39 protein-coding genes are annotated in these 26079 nt (G+C 50.4%); 4 read left to right on the plus strand and 35 right to left on the minus strand.

Annotated features, from left to right (window positions below; translation table 11 throughout):
• Window positions 1–3 precede the first annotated feature (3 nt).
• The 3 genes from BMY09_RS20030 to BMY09_RS20040 are packed head-to-tail and all read right to left on the minus strand — an operon-like array spanning window position 4 to window position 3248.
• A complete protein-coding gene (locus BMY09_RS20030; protein WP_091361810.1) occupies window positions 4–1515 on the minus strand; it encodes a DHA2 family efflux MFS transporter permease subunit in 1512 nt (503 codons plus the stop codon).
• Complete coding sequence (locus BMY09_RS20035; protein WP_091361811.1) at window positions 1512–2717, minus strand: HlyD/EmrA/EmrK family protein; 1206 nt, start codon at window positions 2715–2717, stop codon at window positions 1512–1514. Before BMY09_RS20035 ends, BMY09_RS20030 begins: the two co-directional genes overlap by 4 nt.
• A 51-nt stretch (window positions 2718–2768) precedes the next feature.
• Window positions 2769–3248 carry a MarR family transcriptional regulator gene (locus BMY09_RS20040; protein ID WP_091361812.1) on the minus strand — a complete coding sequence of 160 codons (480 nt, stop codon included), beginning with the start codon at window positions 3246–3248 and terminating at the stop codon, window positions 2769–2771.
• 172 nt (window positions 3249–3420) lie between these two features.
• Between BMY09_RS20040 and BMY09_RS20045 the strand changes: the two genes are divergently transcribed.
• Window positions 3421–3897, plus strand: a complete 477-nt coding sequence (locus tag BMY09_RS20045) for a tellurite resistance TerB family protein (RefSeq protein ID WP_091361814.1) — start codon at window positions 3421–3423, stop codon at window positions 3895–3897.
• 43 nt (window positions 3898–3940) lie between these two features.
• Here BMY09_RS20045 and ssb read toward each other — a convergent pair whose 3' ends face one another.
• Window positions 3941–4489 carry a single-stranded DNA-binding protein gene (gene ssb, locus BMY09_RS20050; protein WP_091361815.1) on the minus strand — a complete coding sequence of 183 codons (549 nt, stop codon included), beginning with the start codon at window positions 4487–4489 and terminating at the stop codon, window positions 3941–3943.
• A gap of 172 nt (window positions 4490–4661) precedes the next feature.
• Here ssb and uvrA point away from each other — a divergent pair, with 172 nt between their 5' ends.
• Together uvrA and lepB are read left to right on the plus strand one after the other, a co-directional pair.
• Window positions 4662–7496, plus strand: coding sequence for an excinuclease ABC subunit UvrA (uvrA, locus tag BMY09_RS20055; RefSeq protein ID WP_091361817.1), 2835 nt, complete (start codon window positions 4662–4664; stop codon window positions 7494–7496).
• Between the two features lie 201 nt (window positions 7497–7697).
• On the plus strand, window positions 7698–8240 hold the full coding sequence (lepB, locus tag BMY09_RS20060; protein WP_091361818.1) for a signal peptidase I: 543 nt from the start codon (window positions 7698–7700) through the stop codon (window positions 8238–8240).
• 131 nt (window positions 8241–8371) lie between these two features.
• Here lepB and BMY09_RS20065 read toward each other — a convergent pair whose 3' ends face one another.
• Window positions 8372–8563: a putative quinol monooxygenase gene (locus BMY09_RS20065; RefSeq protein ID WP_261832955.1), complete on the minus strand. Its 192-nt coding sequence runs from the start codon at window positions 8561–8563 to the stop codon at window positions 8372–8374.
• Window positions 8564–8673: 110 nt separating this feature from the next.
• Window positions 8674–9702 carry a zinc-binding alcohol dehydrogenase family protein gene (locus BMY09_RS20070; RefSeq protein ID WP_091361821.1) on the minus strand — a complete coding sequence of 343 codons (1029 nt, stop codon included), beginning with the start codon at window positions 9700–9702 and terminating at the stop codon, window positions 8674–8676.
• Window positions 9703–9799: 97 nt separating this feature from the next.
• On the opposite strand from BMY09_RS20070, the gene BMY09_RS20075 reads away from it, so the two are divergent.
• Complete coding sequence (locus BMY09_RS20075) at window positions 9800–10720, plus strand: LysR family transcriptional regulator (RefSeq protein ID WP_091361823.1); 921 nt, start codon at window positions 9800–9802, stop codon at window positions 10718–10720.
• A 470-nt stretch (window positions 10721–11190) separates the two neighbouring features.
• On the opposite strand, the gene rplQ is transcribed toward BMY09_RS20075, so the two are convergent.
• From rplQ to BMY09_RS20220, 29 genes are all read right to left on the minus strand, one after another.
• Window positions 11191–11583, minus strand: a complete 393-nt coding sequence (gene rplQ, locus BMY09_RS20080; protein WP_091361824.1) for a 50S ribosomal protein L17 — start codon at window positions 11581–11583, stop codon at window positions 11191–11193.
• A gap of 40 nt (window positions 11584–11623) precedes the next feature.
• Complete coding sequence (locus BMY09_RS20085) at window positions 11624–12628, minus strand: DNA-directed RNA polymerase subunit alpha (protein ID WP_091361826.1); 1005 nt, start codon at window positions 12626–12628, stop codon at window positions 11624–11626.
• A gap of 26 nt (window positions 12629–12654) precedes the next feature.
• On the minus strand, window positions 12655–13275 hold the full coding sequence (rpsD, locus tag BMY09_RS20090) for a 30S ribosomal protein S4 (RefSeq protein WP_091361827.1): 621 nt from the start codon (window positions 13273–13275) through the stop codon (window positions 12655–12657).
• A gap of 18 nt (window positions 13276–13293) precedes the next feature.
• Entirely contained in the window at window positions 13294–13683 is a 390-nt protein-coding gene (gene rpsK, locus BMY09_RS20095; protein WP_019622838.1) for a 30S ribosomal protein S11, read from the minus strand.
• Between the two features lie 24 nt (window positions 13684–13707).
• Entirely contained in the window at window positions 13708–14064 is a 357-nt protein-coding gene (rpsM, locus tag BMY09_RS20100) for a 30S ribosomal protein S13 (protein ID WP_091361828.1), read from the minus strand.
• A gap of 143 nt (window positions 14065–14207) precedes the next feature.
• A complete protein-coding gene (gene rpmJ, locus BMY09_RS20105; RefSeq protein WP_083935407.1) occupies window positions 14208–14324 on the minus strand; it encodes a 50S ribosomal protein L36 in 117 nt (38 codons plus the stop codon).
• Between the two features lie 24 nt (window positions 14325–14348).
• Window positions 14349–15677 carry a preprotein translocase subunit SecY gene (gene secY, locus BMY09_RS20110; protein WP_091361830.1) on the minus strand — a complete coding sequence of 443 codons (1329 nt, stop codon included), beginning with the start codon at window positions 15675–15677 and terminating at the stop codon, window positions 14349–14351.
• On the minus strand, window positions 15678–16112 hold the full coding sequence (gene rplO / locus BMY09_RS20115; RefSeq protein ID WP_091361831.1) for a 50S ribosomal protein L15: 435 nt from the start codon (window positions 16110–16112) through the stop codon (window positions 15678–15680).
• A 10-nt stretch (window positions 16113–16122) separates the two neighbouring features.
• Window positions 16123–16305 (minus strand): 50S ribosomal protein L30, encoded by a 183-nt coding sequence (gene rpmD / locus BMY09_RS20120; protein ID WP_091361832.1) that lies wholly within the window; start codon window positions 16303–16305, stop codon window positions 16123–16125.
• Between the two features lie 6 nt (window positions 16306–16311).
• On the minus strand, window positions 16312–16812 hold the full coding sequence (gene rpsE, locus BMY09_RS20125) for a 30S ribosomal protein S5 (RefSeq protein ID WP_091361834.1): 501 nt from the start codon (window positions 16810–16812) through the stop codon (window positions 16312–16314).
• A gap of 11 nt (window positions 16813–16823) precedes the next feature.
• Window positions 16824–17174 (minus strand): 50S ribosomal protein L18, encoded by a 351-nt coding sequence (gene rplR / locus BMY09_RS20130; RefSeq protein WP_091361835.1) that lies wholly within the window; start codon window positions 17172–17174, stop codon window positions 16824–16826.
• 9 nt (window positions 17175–17183) lie between these two features.
• The gene (gene rplF, locus BMY09_RS20135; RefSeq protein WP_091361837.1) at window positions 17184–17717 is read right to left on the minus strand and encodes a 50S ribosomal protein L6; all 534 of its coding nucleotides are present in this window, start codon (window positions 17715–17717) and stop codon (window positions 17184–17186) included.
• Between the two features lie 11 nt (window positions 17718–17728).
• Window positions 17729–18121, minus strand: coding sequence for a 30S ribosomal protein S8 (gene rpsH, locus BMY09_RS20140; RefSeq protein ID WP_091361838.1), 393 nt, complete (start codon window positions 18119–18121; stop codon window positions 17729–17731).
• Between the two features lie 68 nt (window positions 18122–18189).
• Window positions 18190–18495, minus strand: coding sequence for a 30S ribosomal protein S14 (gene rpsN / locus BMY09_RS20145; RefSeq protein WP_091361840.1), 306 nt, complete (start codon window positions 18493–18495; stop codon window positions 18190–18192).
• A gap of 10 nt (window positions 18496–18505) precedes the next feature.
• On the minus strand, window positions 18506–19045 hold the full coding sequence (rplE, locus tag BMY09_RS20150) for a 50S ribosomal protein L5 (RefSeq protein WP_091361841.1): 540 nt from the start codon (window positions 19043–19045) through the stop codon (window positions 18506–18508).
• Window positions 19046–19059: 14 nt separating this feature from the next.
• On the minus strand, window positions 19060–19377 hold the full coding sequence (gene rplX, locus BMY09_RS20155) for a 50S ribosomal protein L24 (protein ID WP_091361843.1): 318 nt from the start codon (window positions 19375–19377) through the stop codon (window positions 19060–19062).
• 102 nt (window positions 19378–19479) lie between these two features.
• Window positions 19480–19848, minus strand: a complete 369-nt coding sequence (rplN, locus tag BMY09_RS20160; protein ID WP_091361845.1) for a 50S ribosomal protein L14 — start codon at window positions 19846–19848, stop codon at window positions 19480–19482.
• Between the two features lie 82 nt (window positions 19849–19930).
• Window positions 19931–20194: a 30S ribosomal protein S17 gene (rpsQ, locus tag BMY09_RS20165; RefSeq protein ID WP_091361846.1), complete on the minus strand. Its 264-nt coding sequence runs from the start codon at window positions 20192–20194 to the stop codon at window positions 19931–19933.
• Window positions 20195–20196: 2 nt separating this feature from the next.
• Entirely contained in the window at window positions 20197–20388 is a 192-nt protein-coding gene (rpmC, locus tag BMY09_RS20170) for a 50S ribosomal protein L29 (RefSeq protein ID WP_091361848.1), read from the minus strand.
• Window positions 20388–20801 (minus strand): 50S ribosomal protein L16, encoded by a 414-nt coding sequence (rplP, locus tag BMY09_RS20175; RefSeq protein WP_091361850.1) that lies wholly within the window; start codon window positions 20799–20801, stop codon window positions 20388–20390. The genes rpmC and rplP overlap by 1 nt, the downstream gene beginning before the upstream one ends.
• A 12-nt stretch (window positions 20802–20813) precedes the next feature.
• Window positions 20814–21500 carry a 30S ribosomal protein S3 gene (rpsC, locus tag BMY09_RS20180; RefSeq protein ID WP_091361852.1) on the minus strand — a complete coding sequence of 229 codons (687 nt, stop codon included), beginning with the start codon at window positions 21498–21500 and terminating at the stop codon, window positions 20814–20816.
• Between the two features lie 10 nt (window positions 21501–21510).
• A complete protein-coding gene (gene rplV, locus BMY09_RS20185) occupies window positions 21511–21843 on the minus strand; it encodes a 50S ribosomal protein L22 (protein WP_091361855.1) in 333 nt (110 codons plus the stop codon).
• 15 nt (window positions 21844–21858) lie between these two features.
• Window positions 21859–22134 carry a 30S ribosomal protein S19 gene (rpsS, locus tag BMY09_RS20190; RefSeq protein ID WP_091361858.1) on the minus strand — a complete coding sequence of 92 codons (276 nt, stop codon included), beginning with the start codon at window positions 22132–22134 and terminating at the stop codon, window positions 21859–21861.
• 15 nt (window positions 22135–22149) lie between these two features.
• On the minus strand, window positions 22150–22977 hold the full coding sequence (gene rplB, locus BMY09_RS20195; protein ID WP_091361860.1) for a 50S ribosomal protein L2: 828 nt from the start codon (window positions 22975–22977) through the stop codon (window positions 22150–22152).
• Window positions 22978–22991: 14 nt separating this feature from the next.
• Window positions 22992–23288 carry a 50S ribosomal protein L23 gene (gene rplW / locus BMY09_RS20200; RefSeq protein ID WP_091361862.1) on the minus strand — a complete coding sequence of 99 codons (297 nt, stop codon included), beginning with the start codon at window positions 23286–23288 and terminating at the stop codon, window positions 22992–22994.
• Window positions 23285–23890 (minus strand): 50S ribosomal protein L4, encoded by a 606-nt coding sequence (gene rplD, locus BMY09_RS20205; RefSeq protein ID WP_091361864.1) that lies wholly within the window; start codon window positions 23888–23890, stop codon window positions 23285–23287. The genes rplW and rplD overlap by 4 nt, the downstream gene beginning before the upstream one ends.
• Before the next feature lie 11 nt (window positions 23891–23901).
• A complete protein-coding gene (rplC, locus tag BMY09_RS20210) occupies window positions 23902–24540 on the minus strand; it encodes a 50S ribosomal protein L3 (RefSeq protein WP_091361866.1) in 639 nt (212 codons plus the stop codon).
• 102 nt (window positions 24541–24642) lie between these two features.
• Window positions 24643–24954, minus strand: coding sequence for a 30S ribosomal protein S10 (rpsJ, locus tag BMY09_RS20215; RefSeq protein ID WP_036511965.1), 312 nt, complete (start codon window positions 24952–24954; stop codon window positions 24643–24645).
• 791 nt (window positions 24955–25745) lie between these two features.
• The coding region (locus BMY09_RS20220) for an elongation factor Tu (protein WP_483860437.1) at window positions 25746–26079 on the minus strand (334 nt) is incomplete at its 5' end.

The raw sequence follows: 26079 nt of genomic DNA on the forward strand, positions 1-26079 counted from the left end.
AGATTAACGCCCTCTGGCAGAACTGAACGGCGGTTTGGCAAACCAGACCGCTGCCATCAGTGCCAGAAAGATCCATCCCAACAGAGCAAAATAATCCACGGTCGAGATCATATAAGCCTGCCCCTCAATCAACCGTTCAATACGGGCATAGTTTTGTAGCGAGGGTCCGCCGAGCAGATCCAGATAGTGCTGGGTTTGAGGACTATAAGCGGTGACATGCTCTGTCAGCAGCGCATGTTCAACCGCCGCCTGACGGTGCCACCACCAGGTGGTCAGCGATGATGCAAAACTCCCGCCCAGTACCCGTAAAAAGGTCGCCAGCCCCGAGCCATCAGCGATCTCATCATGTGACAGACTGGAGAGCAGAATGGTTGTCGCTGGCATAAAGAACAGCGCCACCCCCAACCCCATCCCCAGCTGTACCATAGCGATATGGTAGTAATCGATATCGATGGAAAACGCCGCCCTGGCAAAACTCGACAGTGACATCGCCAGAAACGCCAGACTGGTGAGCAAGCGCATATCCACCCGGTGACCAAAACGGCCCACCACCGGTGACAGAATGACCGGCACAATACCAATCGGGGCCGCGGCCAGCCCGGCCCACACCGCGGTGTAACCCAGCTGCGTCTGCAACCATACGGGCAACAACAGATTAAGACCAAAAAAAGCGGAATAGCCGAGCACCAGAGCAATGGTGCCAAAAGTAAAATTACGGTGACGGAATAAGCGCAAATTGATCACCGGATGCTTTTCGGTCAGCTCCCAGATCACCATAGCGATCAGTGACACCACGGCGACAGCCGCTCCATAGAGCACAAAGTCTGACTCAAACCAGTCCAGGTCGTTACCTTTATCCAGCACCACCTGCAGCATCCCGACTCCCAGCACTAACAGCGCCAGTCCAACATAGTCAATCGGCACTTTTTTGGTTTCATCCGGACGTTTGCCCAGCTGCGACCAGACAACCAGCATGGCAAACAGGCCGATGGGCAGATTGATAAAGAAGATCCACGGCCAGGAATAGTTATCGGTAAGCCAGCCCCCCGAAATAGGCCCCAGAATCGGTGCCACAACGGCCACCATCGCCAGCAGTGCCAGCGCCATTCCCCGCCGGGCTGGCGGATAGATCGATATTAGCAATGTCTGGGCGATGGGATAGAGGGGACCGGCAACAAACCCCTGCAATGCACGGAAAAACACCAGTTCGGGCAGCGATGTTGCGATCCCGCACAAAAAGGAGGTAAAGATAAACAAAAATACCGAGCCAATAAACAGTCGGACCTCACCAATACGCCGCGCCATCCACCCCGTCAGCGGCAGTGCTATCGCATTACACACCGCAAATGAGGTAATCACCCAGGTGCCCTGCTCACCGCTGGCACCCAGGTTGCCGGTAATCGATGTCAGGGCAACGTTGGCGATGGTGGTGTCCAGCACCTGCATAAAGGTCGCCAGCGCCAGTCCGATGGTGCAGAGCACCCGGTTTGACGGCATAAATCCGGCGTTACTCATTGGGCCTGTGTCACCTCAGCAGCAGGGTGCAGGTCAGCACTATTGTCCCGAATCAGCTGAGCCGCCAACAGATCTGCTTCCTGAAGCAGATGTTCATAGACATCGGTGGTATAACGGGCTTGGCGATGGGGCGTTGTTGCCAACACCTCGCCATCCTGCAGGCGCAGATCAACCTGTACCTGAGTCGACATCCCCATACGTAGCGGATGCTGCTGCAGTTCATCACTTTTCAAACCAATTCTCACCGGTACCCGCTGAACGATTTTAATCCAGTTACCGCTAGCGTTCTGCGCCGGCAACAGAGAGAAGGCACCTCCGGTACCCACCCCCAGGCTCTCGATCCGTCCCTGATAGTGGACCTCATCGCCATACAGATCGGCAACCACATCAACAGACTGACCTATCTGCATCTTGCTCATCTGAGTCTCTTTGAAGTTTGCGCTGATCCATAACTGATTCAGTGGAACCACCGCCATCAGCGGCTGACCCGGTTCAATCCGGGAACCCGGCTGGACATTACGCATCGCCACATAACCACTCACCGGTGCCACCAGATGCGTGCGGGCATGATTGATATACGCCTGTTGCAGCGCGGCTGTCGCTGTCTGCACGGAAGGGTGAGTGGCAACGGTTGTCCCCTCTACCAGCGCCAGCGTACTGTTTAACTGTTGCTGAGCGCTGGTCAAAGCATTTTCCGCCTCACCGAGCGCATCACGGGAGTGCGACATCGCCTCCTCTGACAGCGCCCCCGCCAAGCCCAGTTTACGCCGCCGGTTAAAATCACTGCGGGCCTGTTGTAACTGGAGTTTGCGGGTTTTCACCTGCGCACGGTAATTATCGACACTGGCAAACAGACCACGCACCTGGCGTACCGCGGTTGCCAGATCGGCTTTGGCCTTCTCCAGAGCGATCGTTTTATCGCTGGGGTCCAGCTCAACCAACACCTGCCCCTGCTCCACATAATCGCCATCATCGACATTGATACGTACCACCGTACCGCTTATCTGCGAGCCGATCTGTACCCGGTCACCATCAACATAGGCGTCTTCTGTATCCTCATAAAAACGGCCATAGAAGTACTCATAACCAAACACCCCTGCAGCAGCTACCAGCACCATCAAAAACAGGCTGCTCAATAGCACCCGGCGGCTCTTTTTTACAGACTCAGGCTGCTTTTCCGCCTGCTCTATCGCTTCACTCATCTCATCTGTTCCACTTAATTCTTAACTCTGACGCTAGCGCTTCGAACAGCGTCACTCAGGCTTGGCCTCTTTACTCCACTCGTCCATCAACCCGGTAGGCTCCAGAATTTTGCGTATGATGCGATACAGTTCACTCAGCTCATCACTGCTCAGCTCACCAGTCAGTTCATTCAGCAGATCCGCAGCCAGCCCATGCACTTCCTGACTCAGCTCTATGCCCTCTTGCGTCGGTTTAAGACGTACCTGTCGCCGGTCATTGGGGCAGCGCTCCCTAACCAGCAAGTTGCGTTGCTCAAGCCGGTCAAGCATGCGGGTCATGGCACCACTATCGATCGAAAGCAAACGGGTCAACTCTGAAGGGGTATCCACCTGTTCCACCATAATCAGCCGCATCACCCGAAACTGAGCACCGGTGATATTGAAAGGTTTGAGGTATTTCTCCAGCAACCGGTCCTTATGCTGGTTCAACAAAAAGATCAGATGGGCAATACTCAGGCGGGTGGGTACGCTGTCTTCGGTGTAGTGGATCATCGTTTGCTCTCTCAAAAAAAACCGATATATCTGCCTAGGCAGACATTGTAATGACAAATACTGCCATGGCAGCTAATATTTGTCAAAAGAAGCAGCCACGAAACCGATCCGAACAACACAATGAACTAAGTCGGAGGTTCACTTGTCTACCCGATGTAATGGAGAATGTACGATGATGACAAAGTTCATGTCTTTTCTGGAAACCTTCCTGCCACCAGAGAGCGACGCTCCCAGCGATCCACAGGCGGTTATCTCTCTGGCATCGGCCGCGCTGATGGTTGAAGTGCTACTGTCAGATTATGAGCGCAAACCTGAAGAGCAAAAAACGCTGTTGGAAGTTCTGAAAACAAGTTTTTCCCTGGATCAGATCACTGCAGACGAGCTATTGAAACAGGCAGAGAAAGCACAGCGGGATGCCACCGATTACTTCCGCTTTACCTCACAGATTAATGAGATATGCACCCCTGGAGAGAAGATCTCACTGATCGAGAACCTCTGGCGGGTGGCCTATGCCGATGGTGAACTACATCACTATGAAGAGCACGTAATCCGGCGCATCGCCGACCTGATCTATGTTACACACACGGATTTTATTGCCGCCAAACTGCGGGTTATTGAGTCTGTAGGACAAGGCCTGAGCAACAGATAAAAAAAACCCGCGGATGCGGGTTTTTTCTTCTGATCAGTGCAACTCAGAACGGGATGTCATCATCAAAATCATCCAGCCCCGGAGCAGGCTGCGGTGCAGGATTCTGCCGTGGTTGTTGTGGCGGCTGCTGGGGTTGCTGATAATTTTGTTGTGGTGCCTGTTGTGGCTGATAGTTCTGCTGTGGCGCCTGTTGCGGTGCTTGCTGATAACCACCGGCCTGAGGCTGTTGATAACCACCGCCGCTGCCGCCGTCAGAACGACCATCCAGCATCTGCATCTCACTGGCGACGATCTCTGTCGTGTAACGGTCCTGGCCCTGCTGATCCTGCCATTTCCGGGTGCGTAACGAACCTTCCAGATAGACCTTAGAGCCTTTATGCAGGTATTCCCCGGCGATCTCCGCAAGACGGTTAAAAAATACCACCCGGTGCCATTCGGTCCGTTCCTGCTGCTGACCGGTTTGCTTATCTTTCCATGACTCAGAGGTCGCCACCGTGATATTGGTCACCGCATTGCCACTGGGCATATATTTTGTTTCAGGCTCATTGCCCAGGTTACCAATCAGGATGACTTTATTAACACCGCGTGCCATTGATTTCTCCAATTTTCTTTAACTTTTCGCAACGGTTGCTGCACATTTTTTACAGCCAATGCATTGGGGTAAAGCATATCATAAATAACCGTGGAAAATATCTTCAGATCAGGTGTTGGCGACCGGCATAACTCTTTATACTTGTGCTTTTGCATTGGACACGGAAACAACGATGGACAAGATAGTGGTTCGCGGCGCGAGAACACACAACCTGAAAAATATCGACCTTGAGATCCCCCGGGATAAACTGGTTGTTATTACCGGGCTGTCCGGCTCGGGCAAATCGTCACTGGCATTCGATACGCTCTACGCTGAAGGCCAGCGCCGTTATGTTGAATCCCTCTCTACCTATGCCCGGCAGTTTCTGTCAATGATGGAAAAACCCGATGTTGATCATATTGAGGGGCTCTCTCCGGCCATCTCAATCGAACAGAAATCAACCTCCCACAACCCCCGCTCCACTGTCGGCACCATTACCGAGATTTACGATTACCTGCGTCTGCTGTTTGCCCGTGCCGGCGAGCCCCGCTGTCCGGATCATGATCTGCCGCTGGCAGCCCAAACCGTCAGCCAGATGGTCGATCAGGTGCTGGCATTGCCGGAAGGCACTAAGCTGATGTTGCTGGCACCGGTTATTCAGGGGCGCAAGGGTGAGCACTTACATACTATCAGTGAGCTACGGGCTCAGGGTTTTGTCCGCGTCCGTGTCAACGGCATCGTCTGTGATATCGATAGCATCCCAGAACTGGATAAGAATAAAAAACACCATATTGAAGCGGTGGTTGACCGCTTTAAGGTGCGCGATGATCTGCAGATCCGCCTGGCGGAATCGTTTGAGACGGCTCTGGCGATGACCGACGGCATCGCCACCATCAGCTATATGGATGGCGATGGTGAAGAGCTGGTATTCTCTGCCCGCTTCGCCTGCCCCAAGTGTGGCCACAGCATTCAGGAACTGGAACCCCGGATGTTCTCGTTCAACAACCCACACGGTGCCTGCTCATCCTGTGACGGCCTGGGCGTGAAGCAATTTTTTGACCCCCGAAAAGTCGTTTCCGATGACTCGCTGACACTGTCCGAAGGGGCTATCAGAGGCTGGGATCGCCGGGCACTCTATTATTTCCAGCAACTCAAAGCGGTGGCCGAGCATTACGGCTTTAATATGGACACACCGTTTCGGGAGCTGACATCCAAACAGCAAAAGGTGATTCTGGAAGGTAGCGGAAAGGATAATATCGCCTTCCGTTACCTCAATGACCGTGGCGATGTCATCAGCAAATCTCACCCATTTGAAGGGGTACTGAACAACCTCTCACGCCGCTATCGCGAGACAGAATCCGATATGGTGCGTGAGGATCTGGCCAAATATATCAATATGCAGGAGTGCCCCGCCTGTGATGGTAGCCGACTGCGACGCGATGCTCGCCATGTGTATATTGATGAGAAAACCCTACCGGAACTGGTACGTCTGTCCATTGGGGACAGCTGCGATTACTTCGACAACCTCCATCTGACCGGTAAGCAGGGAGAGATCGCTGAGAAAATTCTCAAAGAGATCCGCCTGCGGCTTGAGTTCCTCGTCAATGTTGGCCTGGATTACCTGTCGCTGGAGCGCAGTGCCGAAACCCTGTCCGGCGGTGAAGCACAGCGGATTCGCCTGGCCAGTCAGATCGGCGCGGGCCTGGTCGGGGTGATGTATATACTTGATGAACCCTCTATCGGCCTGCACCAGCGTGATAACGACCGGCTGCTGAAAACGCTGATCCACCTGCGGGATCTGGGTAATACCGTCATCGTGGTGGAGCATGATGAGGATGCGATCCGTCTGGCGGACTATGTTATCGATATCGGCCCCGGTGCGGGTGTTCATGGCGGTGAGATTATCGCCCAGGGTACCCCGGCAGAGCTGATGCAGTGCAGCGAATCGATGACCGCCGACTATCTGTCGGGTCGACGCCGGATTGAAGTGCCAACTGAGCGTCATCAGCCGGATGGCCGCTGGTTACAGCTGCATGGTGCTACTGGCAACAACCTTAACAGCGTCAATCTCGATATACCGCTGGGGTTGCTGACCTGTGTCACCGGCGTTTCCGGCTCAGGCAAATCCACGCTGATCAACGGCACCCTCTATCCGATTGCAGCCACCGAACTGAATGGTGCCACAACCCTGGATGCCGCCCCTTATAAAGAACTGAAAGGGATGGAGTTGCTGGACAAAGTGATCGATATCGATCAAAGCCCGATCGGCCGGACACCAAGATCCAATCCTGCCACTTACACCGGCATCTTTACCCCGATCCGTGAACTGTTTGCCGGCACTCAGGAAGCCCGTTCCCGCGGTTATAAACCGGGACGCTTCAGCTTTAACGTTAAAGGCGGCCGCTGTGAGGCCTGTCAGGGCGATGGCGTTATCAAGGTAGAGATGCACTTCCTGCCGGATATCTATGTCCCCTGTGACGTCTGCAAGGGCAAGCGTTACAACCGGGAAACCCTGGAAGTTAAATACAAAGGCAAAAGTATCCATGAGGTGCTGGAGATGACCGTTGAAGATGGTCGTGAATTTTTCGACGCCATCCCAGCCCTTGCCCGTCGCCTGCAAACCCTGATCGATGTGGGTCTCTCCTATATCCGTCTGGGACAAGCGGCCACCACCCTCTCCGGCGGCGAAGCCCAGCGGGTAAAACTGGCTAAGGAACTGAGTAAACGGGACACAGGTAAAACCCTCTATATCCTCGACGAACCGACCACCGGCCTGCACTTCTACGATATCCAGCAACTGCTGAATGTCCTGTATCGTCTGCGGGATCACGGTAATACCATTGTGGTTATCGAACACAATCTGGATGTGATTAAAACCGCCGACTGGATTATCGACCTAGGTCCGGAAGGCGGCACCCGCGGAGGACAGATCATCGCCACCGGCACTCCAGAAAGCGTAGCGGAGATTCCCGGGTCTTATACCGGCGAGTTTCTTAAGCCGTTGCTTGAAAAGCAAAGAAGTTGCTAGAACGTCGCTTCGCGACTCGCTAGACGCGGCTGCGCCGCTTGCTAGTTGTTAGAAAAAGCGTAAGGACAGAAAGGCTGATGTTTTGTGCATCGGCCTTTTTATAGGTTTCTGGATAGAGGTTAGTCGAACACCAGGAGCAGAGGTCAAATAGAAACAAAGATACGGTATTATTGATAAACTATATTGGTAAACAGGGACGTTATGACCGTGCAAAAGATCAGGAAAATATCTACATTCAAGCTCATATTGGCTCTGCTGGCGATCATTATTATCGTTGTGCTTCTCGTATTAGCTTATCTATTCTTGACCCCTAAGCTGATCAATATTGGCAGCACAAATATGGAACCAACACTTCATAAAGGTTCGACCGTAACCTTCCTACCCTATGCAGCATTTTCCTATCAGCCAGAACGCTGGGATGTAGTTTTATACCAGAATAAGGGTGGAGATAATTCCATAGGCCGAGTTGTGGGTATGCCTCAGGAAACCATCCAGCTTATCGACGGGGAACTCTATATTCATGACGCAATCCAGCCTATTCCCACCGAACTAGCTCAGGCCGGCATCAGGTACCGCGCGGCGGATGAGTTCCGTACAAAGAAAGAGGGCAAAATAGTTACTCATAAAACGGGCCCTGACGAATACTTTATCCTCGGCGATAACACTGCCGCTTCGTTCGATAGCCGCTACCTGGGACCTGTCCCACGGGAATCTATAATCAGCTCAGTAAAGAAGCTTTATTGATCGGTTCAAAATTGTTGGACCCCCTTGGCAAATACAAAGCGGAAAAGTTGCTAGATGTAGAAAGAATATAAAAGCAGAAAGGCTGATGCTTGTTGCATCAGCCTTTAATATGCCAATCTACGCGGCTCATCTCATTCAAAATAGAGCTTGGGATAGCGCTCAATGACTACCGAATGGCGTTTCAGGTGATCACTTTCCATGTGCCTCAACCATAATTCACGGGATTCCCAGCTTACATAGAAGTCAAAGACCTGCGCATTTTCCTTATCCTGATGAAGGGTCATACTCGATCCCCCCTGTTCAGCCGATTTCGGTTCAATCAAAGTAATCAGCTCAGCTTTTTACCCGTAGAACTTCTTCTTGTCTGACTCAGATACATGCAATGATTGTCAGTGCTGCCTTCATAGAGGCCCCTTTAAAAGCGACTCTGACATTAAAACCCTTCAAGTACGATCTTACCTATCACTGTGCCGCTTTCGACTGCAAGATGGGCACGTTTAAGATTCTCTGCGTTGATCGGTCCGAAGTGCTCACCCCGTGTTGTTTTAATCTCTGCTGCGTCGATAAGTCCGGCGACCTCATTCAACAGATCTCGCTGCTTGGCTATATCAGGGGTATTGAACATCGAACGGGTATACATAAACTCCCAATGCAGTGACACAGACTTCATCTTCAACTTCATGATGTCCAATGGTGTTTCTGGATCATCAATCAGCGCCAACTTACCCTGAGGAGCAATGCTCTCTACGATCGCATCGAAATGCTGGTCGGTGCCGTTTAGGCTGACGACATGCGATACCGTATCCAATCCGATACGCTTCAGCTCTTCATTCAACGGCTGACGGTGATCAATAACAAAATCAGCGCCACGATCCTTAACCCATTGCTGACTTTCTGCACGGGATGCCGTACCGATCACGACAGCATCCGTTAGTTTGACTGCCAACTGCACAATAATGGAACCCACACCACCGGCTGCACCAATAACCAATACCTGCTCTGGCTTTGAAGTTCCACCATTAACGCTCTTCTGCTGTATCCCTAGGCGATCAAACAATACCTCCCAGGCGGTAATGGTCGTCAACGGCATCGCCGCCGCTTCGCCATCAGACAAAGACTTAGGTGCATGACCGACAATACGCTCGTCAACAAGGTGGTACTCAGCATTAGTACCTTGGCGAGTCAAATCACCGGCATACCAGACACGATCACCCGGTTGATAGAATTCAACCTGCTCACCGACAGCGACGACTTCACCTACTGCATCCCAGCCCAATACTTTGTATTTACCATTCTCAGGCTGTGCTCGCTGGCGAACTTTAGTATCCACAGGGTTAACAGAAATAGCGTTAACCTTAATAAGCAGATCGCGTCCCGCTGCAACGGGCATCGGCAGCTCGATATCAACCAGTGAATCCTGCTCTGTAATTCCCTGTGACACTAAATAACCTATCGCTTTCATTTTTTCGACCTCCATAAATTGATAGCGACATTGTGAACCGATAGGCATAAACTAAAAACATGCTAATCACTCAATCAGTTTCAATATATTTTTGATAATGAATACGGCTGACTTAGAATTATTTACCCGTATCGCTGACTGCGGCAGTATTACCGCCTCCGCTGAACAACTGGGATTATCACCAGCTACGGCTAGTGCGGCCCTTAAAAGACTGGAAAAACAACTCGATAGCCAATTATTCATTCGATCGACCCGACAGCTACGGCTAACGTCAGAAGGGGAACACTTTTTGATGTTCTGTCGCCAAGCACTCATCGCACTAGAGGAAGGCAAGGCATCGCTGCATGCCATAAAAGGTAAAATTTCCGGTGAGCTTCGCCTATCCATGCCGTCTGATTTAGGCCGTAATATAGTGGTCCCTTGGATTGATGAAATGATGTCCAGGCATCCCGAGCTATCGATCAAGCTCCATATCAGTGACAACCTGTCGGATTTTTATCTCGACCGGGTGGATGTGGCGCTACGTTATGGCGCACCACAAGATTCATCCATGATTGCGTTTCAGATTGCGTCCATCGACCGCATTATTATCGCCTCGCCCAAATACACTTCGGCCTTTGGCGCCCCCCAACATCCCGAAGATTTACGCCAACATAACTGCCTAGTTTTTCGGCTCGGTAACCGTGCCTACGATAGATGGGATATGGTGCGTGGCGGAGAGCAATTTCGTATTCCTGTAAGCGGTGATCGCGAGTCTGACGACGCCGAGATCGTCAGACGTTGGGCGCGGGCTGGCAGAGGGATTGCATTTAAATCAGAACTGGATGTGAAGCGTGAACTGGATAGCGGAAAACTCATCCGCTTGTTGCCGGAATACCAATCAAAACCGGTTGGTCTGTGGCTCATCTGCCCCAGTCGAAAACAGGTAACGCCGGCAGTCCTGCAATTACGGGATTTTTTAAGGAATAAGGTAAGCGAAGAACTGACACACCTAGATGGGCCATTGAGCCAATCGTAAACCAACACCAAGAGCCACTCTAAAAAGCCGAAAAGCACATTAAGGTGTCAGCAAACTCCACTTATGGAGGATCGATGTAAGCCGAACTATCACTTAACAGCTTTCACACAGATAGATTGTCTCGTAAAATTTTTTATTTCATCCGATGTAATCCGTCGGTACGGCAATTGGCTGATCCTTTACTACCTCTCGACAAACATCGCAGCTTTCTGACTTCATTGTTCTATTTCAAAACGTCGATAATGCCCCTAGTATAAATTTACTTAATGACGTTTACTTAACACTAGCTCCAAACTGAATAGTCAAAAGCTGAACAATACTAAGCACGCTGACGCCTGAAACACAAACCTACAGAGCAGCAGCTACGATCGTACTTAAAATATTAGAAAAGCGATTAGTGGCGTAGCTCAACTATTTTCAAGATAAAAAAAACCCGGCATAAGCCGGGTTTTTTGTAAGAGTCGAAGAGATTAATCTTCAGAATCTTCTACCGCGACAGCATCAGCTGGACGGTCAACCAGTTCAACGTAAGCCATCGGCGCGTTGTCACCTGCACGGAATCCACATTTCAGAATGCGAACATAACCGCCCGGACGACCTTCGTAGCGAGGACCCAGTTCGTTAAACAGTTTACCGACAGCTTCTTTGCTGCGGGTACGGGCAAAGGCCAGACGACGGTTTGCAACCGAGTCTACTTTTGCCAGTGTGATCAGAGGCTCAGCAACACGACGCAGCTCTTTAGCTTTAGGCAGCGTGGTCTTGATGAGCTCATGTTCGAACAGGCTGACAGCCATGTTCTTGAACATTGCTTTACGGTGCGCACTTGTACGATTAAAGTGGCGACCTGATTTACGATGACGCATCTTTTTATCCTTGCCAAACTGTTAGGTTTAAAACCGCAGATCAGGAAGCGACTTTATCGTCGTTTCTGATGCTCGCCGGTGGCCAATTTTCCAGGCGCATACCAAGCGACAGACCTTTAGACGCCAAAACGTCCTTGATCTCGGTCAGCGATTTCTTACCCAGGTTCGGAGTCTTAAGCAGTTCTACTTCGGTACGCTGAATCAGGTCACCGATATAGTAGATCTGCTCTGCCTTCAGACAGTTGGCGGAACGTACAGTCAGCTCCAGATCATCAACCGGACGCAGCAGGATCGGATCGATCTCTGGTTCTTCCGGTTCATCGTTAACCTGATCCTTACCACCTTCCAGATCTACAAATACAGCCAGTTGCTGCTGCAGAATAGTTGCAGCACGACGGATGCATTCTTCCGGATCGATAGTACCATTGGATTCAATGTCAATAACCAACTTATCTAGGTCAGTACGCTGTTCAACACGTGCACTTTCAACCACATACGAAACCAGGCGAACCGGGCTGTAGGTAGCATCGAGCTGCAGGCGACCGATGGTCCGTGACTCGTCTTCATCAGATACGCGCGCATCAGCTGGCACATAGCCACGACCACGCACGATCTTCAGTTGCATGTTAAGGCTCGCACCTTCGCTCAGATGAGCGATGACATGCTCTGGATTTGCGATTTCAACGTCCTGGTTCAGCTGAATATCAGCTGCAGTAACAGGACCCGCTTCGCTCTTAGACAGAGTCAGGGTTGCTTCGTCACCATTGTGCAGCGCGACTGCAACACCTTTCAGGTTGAGCAGGATTTCAATAACGTCCTCCTGCACACCTTCGATGGTGCTGTACTCATGCAGCACACCCTCGATCTCTACTTCAGTGATGGCACAGCCAGGCATAGAAGAGAGAAGGATACGGCGTAGCGCATTACCCAGCGTATGGCCAAAACCGCGCTCCAGTGGTTCCAAAGTAACTTTTGCACGAGTTGCACTAATTTCCTGAACGTCGATGTGACGGGGACTTAGAAACTCGTTTACTGAACGCTGCATAGTTCCACCAATTAAGAAGTCAATATTTACTTAGAGTACAGTTCGACAATCAGCTGCTCGTTGATATCAGCAGACAGATCGCTACGCTCTGGCAGGGACTTGAAAGTACCTTCCATCTTAGCAGCATCAACTTCTACCCATTCAACAGAGGTGCGCTGAGAAGCCAGCTCAAGTGCGTGTTTGATACGCAGCTGAGTCTTAGACTTTTCACGAACGGCAACCACATCACCAGCTTGTACCTGGTAAGAGGGAACGTTCACGGACTGACCGTTAACTGTAATCTGGCGATGAGAAACTACCTGACGTGCTTCAGCACGGGTAGATCCAAATCCCATACGATAGACAACATTGTCTAGACGCCCTTCCAGCAACTGAAGCAGGTTGGTACCAGTCGCTCCAGAGCGACGGGCAGCTTCCTTGTAGTAGCTGCGGAATTGCTTTTCAAGTACGCCGTAGGTACGACGAACTTTCTGTTTTTCACGAAGCTGTAAACCGTAATCGGACAAACGACCACGACGAGCGCCATGTACACCTGGAACATTTTCAGCTTTACACTTACTGTCCAGAGCACGAACACCGCTCTTCAGGAAAAGGTCGGTACCTTCACGGCGAGACAGCTTACATGTTGGTCCTAAATAACGAGCCATATTATTACTGTCTCCGGATTAAACGCGACGTTTCTTCGGTGGACGACAACCGTTGTGAGGAATCGGTGTTACGTCCGTGATGTTGTTAACCTTGTATCCACATGCATTCAATGCACGTACAGCGGATTCACGGCCTGGGCCTGGGCCCTTAACAAAAACGTCTAAATTCTTTAGACCATACTCTTGAGCAGCTACACCTGCACGTTCCGCTGCAACCTGTGCCGCGAAGGGTGTACTCTTACGAGAACCACGGAAGCCGGAGCCGCCTGCGGTTGCCCAACTCAGGGTATTGCCCTGACGATCAGTAATAGTAATGATCGTGTTGTTAAATGAAGCGTGGATGTGAGCGAATCCGTCAACAACCTGCTTTTTAACCTTTTTACGTGTGCGATTACCTGGCTTAGCCATACTGGAAATTCCTATCGCTTACCATTACTTACGGATTGGCTTACGTGGGCCCTTACGGGTACGCGCATTAGTCTTAGTGCGCTGACCACGAAGAGGCAGACTACGGCGATGCCGCAGACCACGATAACAGCCCAGATCCATCAAGCGCTTGATGTTCATGGATACTTCACGGCGAAGATCGCCTTCAACTGTCATCTTGGCGACTTCGCCACGTACGATGTCCAGTTGTTCTTCTGACAAATCTGCAATCTTAGTGGATTCTGCAATCCCACAAGTAGCGCAGAGGTCCTTCGCTGTAGTGCGGCCAATTCCGAAGATGTAAGTCAATGAAATTACCGCATGCTTATTGTCAGGAATATTGACGCCAGCTATACGGGCCATTCAATTTACTCCAACTCATTAGCATGCACCTGTGCTTTTCACAGGTACTGCAAATTCTTCTATTAATGGAAGGCGCGAGATTCTACACTTTGATCAAAAATAAATCAAGGCTTCGCGCCAACCACTCCCAGACCAGGCGTTAATTAACCCTGGCGCTGCTTGTGTCGTGGTTCAACTTTGCAGATAACCCGCAGAGTACCGTTACGACGTACGATCTTGCAGTTACGGCAGATTTTCTTAACAGATGCACGTACTTTCATGATCAACTCCAAATAGCAGGAGTGCTAGCGCAGCAGGCCAGCACCGCCTCCTTTAAGATTCGACTTCTTCATCAGGGATTCATACTGATGGGACATCAGGTGCGACTGTACTTGTGCCATGAAATCCATCACAACAACAACCACGATCAGCAGTGACGTACCACCGAAGTAGAAAGGTACATTCCAGGCTACAACCAGGAACTGAGGCATCAGAGATACCGCAGTGATATACAGAGCGCCAAACAGTGTCAGGCGGCCCAGTACGTTATCGATGTACTTAGCAGATTGCTCCCCTGGGCGGATACCCGGGATGAATGCACCAGACTTCTTCAGGTTATCAGCCACATCTTTTGGATTGAAAACAATCGCAGTGTAGAAGTAACAGAAGAAGATGATACATACCGAAAACAGCAGGATGTACAGCGGCTGACCCGGGCCCAGCGCAAGTGCGACATCCTGTAGCAGCTCCATGCCATCAGTCTGGCCAAACCACTGACCAAGTGAAGCAGGGAACAGCAAAATGCTTGAAGCGAAGATCGGCGGAATAACACCAGCCATGTTGACCTTTAACGGCAGATGACTGGTCTGTGCAGCGTACATACGACGCCCCTGCTGACGTTTCGCATAGTTAATGGTGATACGGCGCTGGCCGCGTTCCATAAACACTACAAAACCAACAGTGGCAACCGCCAGCACAGCGATGGCCAGCAACGCCAGGATATTCAGATCACCCTGACGTGCTGATTCAAAGGACTGACCGATAGCGCGAGGCAAACCGGCCACAATACCAGAGAAGATCAGTATCGAAATACCGTTACCGATACCCCGCTCAGTTACCTGCTCACCCAGCCACATCAGGAATACGGCACCGGACACCAGAGTGACAACCGCTACGAAGTAGAAATTGACATCTGCAGTGAACGCTACACCCTGATTCGCCAGGCCAACCGCCATACCGAACGACTGAACAGTCGCCAGAATTACGGTGCCGTAACGAGTATACTGATTGATCTTCCGACGACCAGCCTCACCCTCTTTCTTGAGTTGCTCAAGTGATGGGCTCACCACCGTCATCAGCTGCATAATAATTGATGCAGAGATGTACGGCATGATACCCAGCGCAAGAATACTCATCCGCTCCAGAGCACCACCGGAGAACATGTTAAACATGCTCAGAATGGTGCCCTGGTTCTGGTCAAAAAGTGCTGCCAGACGATCAGGATTGATACCAGGTACCGGAATATGTGCACCGATACGGTATACAACGATCGCAATCAGAACAAACAGCAGACGGGATTTAAGCTCGCCTAAGCCGTTCTGATTTCCTGCTGGTACTGGTCCTTTCTTAGCCATTTATTCCTCGACTTTTCCGCCTGCAGCTTCAATTGCAGCCAGAGCGCCTTTGGTCACTTTAAGACCTTTAACGGTAACTGCCTTGGTGATTTCACCGGACAGGATCACGCGCGCACGCTTGATGCTGTCTTTGATGATATCCGCTTTTTTCAGTGCATCCAGGTCGATCACTTCAGCATCGATCTTAGCCAGCTCGTTCAGGCGAATTTCTGCAACGAAAGCAGCCTGACGAGAGGTAAAACCGAACTTAGGCAGACGACGCTGCAGTGGCATTTGACCACCTTCGAAACCTGGTTTCACAGAACCGCCGGAGCGGGATTTCTGACCCTTATGGCCACGACCACCGGTTTTACCCAGGCCGGAACCAATACCGCGGCCTACACGCTTAGGAGCATGCTTAGAACCTTCGGCAGGACTCAGTGTATTAAGACGCATAACGGACTCCTTATTCGCCTTCTACACGAACCATGTAGTTAACTTTGTTGATCATACCGCGTACGGAAGGAGTGTCTTCCACAACAACGGAGTGACCGATACGGCGCAGACCCAGACCCTGGACGCACAATTTGTGCTTAGGCAGGATACCGATGGTGCTGCGTACAAGTGTTACCTTGAGAGTAGATGCCATCGTTGATTACCCCAGAATGTCTTCTACGGACTTACCACGCTTAGCAGCAACATCTTCAGGAGATGTCATGCTAGCAAGACCGTTGATAGTTGCGCGAACAACGTTGACTGGGTTGGTAGAGCCGTAGCACTTAGCCAGTACGTTGTGAACACCAGCGATTTCCAGTACGGCACGCATTGCACCACCGGCGATTACACCGGTACCTTCAGAAGCTGGCTGCATGTACACTTTAGAAGCACCGTGACGGGCTTTAATAGGGTACTGCAGAGTTGTGCCGTTCAGCTCAACTGTGATCATGTTACGACGCGCTTGCTCCATCGCTTTTTGAATCGCCGCAGGCACTTCACGCGCCTTACCGCGACCGAAGCCTACGCGGCCATTACCGTCGCCAACAACAGTCAAAGCGGTGAAACCGAAGATACGACCACCCTTAACTACTTTGGCAACACGGTTTACCTGTACAAGTTTCTCTTGCAGGTCACCGTCTTTCTGTTCGTGATTTGCCATTGTCAAACCCCTTAGAATTCCAGGCCGCCTTCACGGGCTGCATCTGCCAACGCTTTAACACGTCCATGGTATTTAAAACCAGAACGGTCGAAAGCAACCTTAGTCACGCCAGCGTCTTTTGCGCGCTGAGCGATCAGTGTGCCTACTTTAGTAGCGGCATCAGTGTTACCGGTAGTTTCACTACGCAGGTCTTTCTCTACAGTCGAAGCTGCAGCCAGAACCTGACCACCATCAGCGGAGATAACCTGCGCATAGATGTGACGTGGTGTACGGGTTACACACAGACGTACTGCGCCCAGTTCACGCATTTTGTAACGGGCACGGCGGGCACGGCGAATACGAGATGTTTTCTTTTCGTTCATGACCCTACCTTACTTCTTCTTAGCTTCTTTACGGCGAACAAATTCGTCAGCGTAACGGACACCCTTGCCTTTGTAAGGCTCTGGTGGACGGAAAGCACGAACTTCTGCAGCGGCCTGGCCCAGAGCTTGTTTATCGGCTGCATTGAGCACGATAGTAGTCTGGCCTTCCATTGCTGCGGTAACGCCTTCAGGCAGTTGGTAATCGATTGGGTGTGAAAAACCCAGAGTCAGGCTCAGTGTCTTGCCGTTAACGGCAGCACGATAACCAACACCCTGAAGCAGCAGTTTCTTAGTGAAACCGGTGCTTACACCAACAACCATGTTATTAACCAGAGAACGGGTAGTACCAGCCAGCGCATTAGCAGACTTGCTGCCATCACGTGCTGCGAACTTCAGTGTGTTCTCTTCAGTGGTTACTTCTACAGACGGGTGAACAGTCAGACCCAGGGCACCGTTACCGCCCTTTACATTGATCTGCTGACCATCAACCTTAGCTTCAACACCTGCCGGTAGGACAACGGGACTTTTAGCAACTCGAGACATATTTCCAGCTCCTAGAATACCGTGCAGATGACTTCGCCGCCGATACCGGCAGCACGTGCAGCACGGTCAGTCATCACACCTTTAGAGGTGGAAACGATAGCTACGCCCAGACCGCCAGCAACTTTAGGCAGATCAGACGCGCCTTTATATACTCGCAAACTTGGACGGCTAACTCGCTGGATTGACTCAATAACCGGCTTGCCTTCAAAGTATTTCAGTTCAACAGTCATCACTGGCTTGCCCTCGCCTTCAACAGCGAAGTCAGCAATGTAACCTTCCTCTTTCAGAACTGCAGCAACAGATGCTTTCAGTTTAGAAGCAGGCATAGTTACAGCTGATTTCTCAGCCATATGACCATTACGAATACGGGTTAGCATATCCGCAAGAGTGTCTTGCATACTCATGGTTTATTTTCCTATGTGCAGCGCAATGCGGTAGCAGGATGGGAATCACCCTGCCCAGACCACTGTGCTTACCAACTTGCTTTTTTCAGGCCCGGTACATCACCACGCATTGCAGCTTCACGCAGTTTGATTCGGCTCAGACCGAACTTGCGGTAAACGGCGTGTGGACGACCAGTAACCTGACAACGACGCACCTGGCGAACCGGGTTAGCGTCACGCGGCAGCTTCTGAAGCGCTACCTGAGCTTCCCAAACTTCATCTTCAGAAGAAGCAGGGTTCTTAACGATTGCCTTAAGAGCAGCACGCTTTTCAGCATACTTAGCAACCATTTTTGCGCGTTTAGCTTCGCGCGCTTTCATACATACCTTAGCCATTACTCTACCCTTACTTTTTGAATGGGAAGTTGAGGGCTGCCAGCAGGGCACGACCTTCGTCGTTAGTGCGAGCAGTGGTGGTGATGGTAATATCCATACCACGCAGCTTATCTACCTTATCGTATTCGATTTCAGGGAAGATGATCTGCTCTTTCACACCCATGCTGTAGTTACCACGACCATCAAAAGATTTCGGGTTCAGGCCACGGAAGTCACGAATACGTGGGATCGAGATATCAACCAGACGGTCCAGGAATTCCCACATACGCTCACCGCGCAGGGTTACCTTGCAACCAATTGGCCAACCTTCACGAACCTTAAAGCCAGCAATAGACTTGCGGGCCAGGGTTACAACAGGCTTTTGACCTGCAATTGCCTGCATCTCTGCGACGGCATTATCCAGCTGCTTTTTATCACCCAGCGCTTCACCAACACCCATATTCAGGGTGATTTTGGTCAGGCGTGGAACAGCCATCACGTTAGGGCAGCTCAGATCGTCTTTCAACTGCTGCTTAACGGACTCGTTATAGAGTGCTTTTAATCTAGACATGGCATCAACTCCTATTACTTAGCGATAAGTTCGCCGTTGGATTTGAAGATCCGGACTTTGTTGCCATCTTCCAGAACTTTGAAACCAACACGGTCACCTTTACCGGTAGCAGAGTTGAAGATAGCGATGTTAGATACTGCAATCGCTGCTTCTTTCTCTACGATACCGCCAGCTTTACCCAGCATTGGGTTAGGCTTGGTGTGTTTTTTAACCATGTTGATGCCAGACACGATCAGGCGATCATTAGCAAGAACACGCAACACTTTGCCGCGCTTGCCTTTGTCTCTGCCTGCAATAACGATTACTTCGTCGTTACGAATGATTTTACGCATTAATTTCCATCCTTTCCTACTACCCTCTCATGCTTAAAAACGCCAAGCCCTTTCGAGCTTAGCGTTTTTGCATAAATCCTGACTTGCGACGGTCGGGATTTTTTATAGCACTTCAGGCGCCAGGGAAATGATTTTCATAAACTTCTCAGTACGAAGTTCACGAGTTACTGGGCCAAAGATACGAGTACCGATAGGGGCGGAGTTGGCGTTCAATAGAACCGCTGAGTTTGTATCAAAGCGGATAATTGAACCGTCCGGGCGCCGAACACCTTTACGGGTACGTACCACAACAGCATTAAGGACCTGACCTTTTTTCACCTTACCGCGTGGAATTGCTTCCTTAACGGTAACTTTGATGATGTCACCTACACCGGCATAACGACGGTGTGAGCCACCCAGGACCTTGATACACTGTACTCGCTTGGCGCCACTGTTATCAGCAACATCAAGCATAGATTCTGTTTGAATCATGGGTCTCTACTCCAAAATTCAGACTATTTTCTTTGCTCTTTCGGGCTCAAAAATAGCCTGCCAGAAGCAAAGGTGCGTTATATTACACCTTTACTGCCTGTTCTTCAATCTTAACTAGCGTCCAAGACTTACTTTTTGAAAGCGGACGGGATTCAGCAACAGTCACTGTATCTCCCATCTGACATTCATTCTGTTCGTCATGCGCATGCAGCTTAGTGGAGCGAGTTACGAATTTCCCATAAATTGGGTGCTTCTCTTTACGCTCAACCAGAACGGTAATAGTTTTGTCAGCTTTATTGCTGATAACTTTACCGGTCACAGTACGTGTACGTTTTTCTGCAGCCATTATTAGTTACCTGCTTTCTGATTCAGTACGGTCTTAACGCGCGCGATATCGCGACGCACCTGACCCAGCATATGATTCTGAGCCAGCTGACCAGTTGCCTTCTGCATACGCAGATTGAACTGATCCTTCAAAAGACCCAGCAGAGTCTGCTGGAGTTCTTCGGCGGATTGTTCACGCAGTTCAGTTGCTTTCATCACATCACCGTCCGTTTAACAATGGTGGTAGCCAGCGGCAGTTTCGCCGCAGCCAGATTGAATGCCTCAGTTGCCAGCTCATCAGGCACACCGCTCATTTCGAACAGCACTTTACCTGGTTTGATCTGGCATACCCAGTATTCAACACTACCCTTACCTTTACCCATCCGCACTTCGAGTGGCTTACCTGTGATCGGCTTGTCCGGGAACACGCGAATCCAGATTTTACCACCACGTTTTACGTGACGAGTCATAGTACGACGAGCAGCCTCGATCTGACGAGCGGTGATACGACCACGCTCTGTCGCTTTAAGCGCAATTTCGCCGAAGCTTACTGCACTACCGCGCTCTGACAGACCGCGGTTGCGGCCTTTCATAACCTTGCGGAATTTAAGTCTCTTAGGTTGCAGCATTGATAATTACCCCTACTTTGAACCTTTCTTCTTAGGCTGAGCATTTTTCTGAGCACGCACTTCTTCAATGCCACCCAGAATCTCACCTTTGAAGATCCAGACTTTAATACCAAGCACACCGTAAGTAGTGTGCGCCTCATAAGTACCGTAATCGATATCAGCACGCAGGGTGTGCAGTGGCACACGACCTTCGCGGTACCATTCGGAACGTGCAATCTCTGCACCACCCAAACGACCACCGACCTGAATCTTGATACCCTCAGCACCCTGGCGCATCGCGTTCTGTACAGAACGCTTCATAGCACGGCGGAACATAACACGACGTTCCAGCTGGCTCGCTACGCTTTGTGCAACCAGTTTGGCATCCAGATCTGGTTTACGGATCTCTTCGATGTTGATGTGAACCGGAACGCCCATCATTTTGGAGCAAGCGTTACGCAGTTTTTCTACATCTTCACCTTTTTTACCAATAACAATGCCTGGACGGGCAGTGAAAATGGTGATTTTAGCATTCTGTGCAGGACGCTCGATTTCGATGCGACTTACAGATGCTGCTTTTAATTCGCCTTCCAGATACTCACGTACCTGAAGGTCGTTCAACAGCTTATTAGCGTATTCATTCTTGTCTGCGTACCACACGGAAGTGTGATCTTTAACAATCCCAAGACGAATACCTGTTGGATGTACCTTCTGACCCATGTGGTATCTCCTAGCAGTCAGCTACCTTGACGGTGATGTGGGAGGTGCGCTTCAAAATACGATCAGCGCGACCCTTCGCACGCGGTCTAATGCGTTTCATAGTCATACCTTCGTCAACGAAGATCTGTGAAACACGCAGCTCATCAATATCAGCACCTTCGTTATGCTCAGCGTTAGCAATAGCAGACTCAAGTACCTTCTTAACAAGCACCGCACCTTTTTGCGGGCTGAAAGCCAGAATATTCAGGGCTTCACCCACCGCCTTTCCGCGGATTTGATCGGCAACCAAACGCGCTTTCTGAGCGGAGATATGGGCGCCTTTATGCTTAGCGGCTACTTCCATTTTCTTAACTCCCGATTAGCGTTTAGCTTTCTTGTCTGCAGCATGACCCTTATACGTACGGGTAGCAGCAAACTCGCCTAATTTATGACCAACCATATCCTCGGTGACAAACACCGGTACGTGCTGACGGCCATTATGAACTGCAATCGTCAGTCCTACGAAGTTTGGAAAAACTGTAGAACGGCGAGACCATGTTTTGATCGGACGACGATCATTGGCCTCAATTGCAGCTTCTACCTTTTTCAACAGGTGAAGGTCGATAAAAGGACCTTTCTTCAGTGAACGTGGCACAGCTGTATCCTCTGATTATTTCGCTTGACGACGGCGTACGATCATCTTATCGGTACGCTTGTTCGAACGAGTTTTCTTACCTTTAGTCGGAACACCCCATGGTGTCACAGGATGACGACCACCAGATGTACGACCTTCACCACCACCATGCGGGTGATCTACCGGGTTCATCGCCACACCACGAACGGTAGGACGAACACCACGCCAGCGCGTTGCACCAGCTTTACCCAGACGACGCAGAGAGTGCTCGGAGTTACCGACCTCACCCAGTGTCGCGCAGCAGTCAACCAGCACTTTACGCATCTCACCTGAACGCAGACGCAGAGTCGCGTGAGCGCCTTCACGAGCAATCAGCTGTGCAGATGTACCAGCAGAACGTGCAATCTGTGCACCTTTACCTGGCTTCATCTCGATACAGTGAATCACGCTACCAACCGGGATGTTACGCAGTGGCAGGCAGTTACCTGGTTTAATATCAGCATTCTGACCAGATATCAGAGAATCACCAGCTTTCACGCCTTTAGGGGCGATGATGTAGCGACGCTCACCGTCTGCATATTTCAGCAGAGCGATATGCGCAGAGCGGTTTGGATCATATTCCAGACGCTCTACAACAGCAGGGATATCCAGCTTGTTGCGACGGAAATCGATAACACGGTAATGTTGCTTATGACCGCCACCGATGTGACGAGTCGTAATGCGACCGTAGGTGTTACGACCACCGGTTTTACTTTTCTTCTCGACCAGAGCAGCATGTGGCTTGCCCTTATGCAGATCCGGAGTAGTAACCCGGACTACGTGACGGCGTCCAGCGGAGGTCGGTTTAGATTTAACAATAGCCATTCTTGTAACCCCTCTTATTCGCCATCGATGAAGTCGATGTCGTGTCCATCAGCCAGGCATACATATGCCTTGCGAACGTCAGAGCGCTTACCCATACCGCGCTGTGTGCGCTTGGTTTTGCCCTTAACGTTAACGATGTTCACGCCAGTTACTTTTACGTCGAACAACTGTTCAACAGCCTTTTTGATTTCAGGCTTGGTTGCATCAGTTGCTACACGGAATACAACCTGCTGAGAACCTTCAGCAACAATCGTTGCTTTCTCAGAGATATGCGGCCCTAGCAGTACTTGATAGATGCGTCCTGGATTCATGCTAACGCCTCCTCAATTTTCTTGAGAGCAGCAACAGTCACAACAACCTTCTCAAAACCAACCAGGCTGACAGGATCGATGCCAGCTGCATCGCGAACGTCAACGTGCGGTACGTTGCGTGCGGCCAGATACAGATTCTGCTCTACGTCTTCTGTGATCAGCAGTGCATTAGTCAGCTCAAGCTCGTTCAGCTTGGCAACAAACTGCTTGGTCTTAGGCGCGTCAACCTGGAAGTTTTCAACAACAACCAGACGCTCCTGACGAACCAGCTCAGACAAGATGCAACGCATCGCAGCGCGATACATTTTCTTGTTAACTTTTTGAGCGTGGTCACGCGGCTGAGCAGCGAAAGTTACGCCACCAGTACGCCACAGAGGACTACGAATAGTACCGGCACGTGCACGGCCAGTACCTTTTTGACGCCATGGCTTAGCACCACCACCGCTTACAGCGGCGCGGTTTTTCTGAGCCTTGGTGCCTTGACGACCACCGGCCAGGTATGCCGTAACAACCTGATGAACCAGTGATTCATTGAATTCTTTACCAAACGCCAGATCGGAAACTTCTACGCTTCCTCCAGCTCCTGCAAGATTCAGATTCATTTCAAACCCCCTCAGGCACCAGCTTTAACAGCTGATTTAACGATTACGTCGCCGCCGGTAGCACCAGGTACAGCACCTTTTACTAACAGCAGATTGCGCTCGGCATCGATGCGAACAATTTCCAGGGATTGAACGGTTACACGTTCAGCACCCATGTGTCCGGCCATCTTCTTGCCTTTCCACACGCGACCAGGAGTTTGACACTGACCAATAGAACCAGGAGCACGATGAGAAAGAGAGTTACCGTGCGTCGCATCCTGCATGGAGAAGTTCCAGCGCTTAATACCGCCCTGAAAACCTTTACCTTTGGATTGACCGGTTACATCAATTTTCTGACCCGCTTCAAAGCGTTCAACAGTCAGTTGATCACCAACATTTACTTCTTCGTCACCTGACAGACGGAACTCCCACAAACCACGTCCTGCTTCGGTCTCTGCTTTCGCAAAGTGACCAGCAGCAGCTTTTGTAACGCGGCTAGCACGACGAGTACCTACAGTTACCTGCACAGCAGAATAACCATCAGTCTCTTCGGTCTTAACCTGTGTTACGCGGTTCGGTTCCACCTCGATGACAGTGACTGGCACTGACACGCCGTCTTCTGTGAAGACACGAGTCATACCTGCTTTACGTCCGATTAAAGATACAGACATCTTATAAACCTCACATTGCCAGTTGTGTACGGGGCTAAAACCCGCTATGGCTGCCTAAAAGGCATTCCACACGCAGACTTACTCATCTGCGCAATCGTCTAATTAGCCGAGGCTAATTTGCACTTCAACACCCGCAGCAAGATCCAGCTTCATCAGAGCATCAACAGTTTTTTCTGTTGGTTCAACGATGTCCAGAACGCGTTTGTGAGTACGGATCTCATACTGATCACGTGCATCTTTGTTCACGTGTGGTGAGATCAGAACGGTAAAACGCTCTTTGCGAGTAGGAAGCGGGATCGGACCATGCACCTGAGCACCTGTCCGCTTAGCAGTCTCAACGATCTCCTGAGCGGAAGAGTCAATCAGGCGATGATCAAAAGCCTTCAGACGGATTCTGATTTTCTGGTTTTGCATTTGACCACAATTCCTAGAATTAAAAAAAGGCTTTCGCCACCTAACCCCATTTAACGGGGTAGCGCATTCTACTTACCTCATACCCCCAAGTCAAGCGTGTATCGGTTACGAATTATACAGCCCGATTTCTCAGCAGCGACTCACCAGGTAAGCCTGATAAAGAAAAAGCAAATTAAAGGGCCAGCATTCAAGAAGAAGAGAGGCACAAAACTTTAATTTCCAGATCACTTGCGGACGCAAATGCGAGCAAGTTAAGTCCAGCAAAGCTCCTTTGCGTCTGACTTAACAATGTGATATCGGATATAGCTGCACTGAGAATTGAAATATACGAAACAGAACAACAAAGCGATCATCCGCTCAACCATTTGCGAACGCAAATGCGAGCGAGTAAATCCAAGCAATGTTCCATTGCGCGAGGATTTACGATGCGACAGCGGATATGGCCGCACCATCACGAGCAAAGAAGCCGAAACCTTAAGCCATATCAGCTAAAAAAAACGCCTTTGCGCCTGACTTAACAATGCGACTTTTGATATGGCCGCACACATGCTTGAAATACATCAAACACGAACAAACAAGAAACTACGAAGTGCTTATCCATCCCACCATTTGCGGACGCAAATGCGAGCGAGCAAATCCAAGCAAAGTCCCTTTGCGCCAGGATTTACAATGCGACTTTTGATATGGCCGCACAGAAGCCAGAAATACACCAGATTCCAGCCATATCAAAAAGACAAACAACAGAAACAAAAAAAGGCTCCCGAGGGAGCCTTTTTTCAAATCAGCGAAGATTACTCGATGATTTTAGATACAACGCCTGCACCGACAGTACGACCGCCTTCACGGATCGCAAAACGCAGACCTTCTTCCATCGCGATTGGGTTAATCAGGGTAACGTCCATTTTAACGTTATCGCCTGGCATAACCATTTCTACGCCTTCTGGAAGTTCACAAGCACCGGTGATATCAGTTGTACGGAAGTAGAACTGTGGACGGTAGCCTTTGAAGAATGGTGTGTGACGACCACCTTCATCTTTAGACAGTACGTATACTTCACCTTCGAAACGAGTGTGAGGAGTGATAGTACCTGGCTTAGCCAGTACCTGACCACGCTCAACGTCGTCA

This window comes from Amphritea atlantica (assembly GCF_900111095.1).
GTDB classification, from domain to species: domain Bacteria; phylum Pseudomonadota; class Gammaproteobacteria; order Pseudomonadales; family Balneatricaceae; genus Amphritea; species Amphritea atlantica.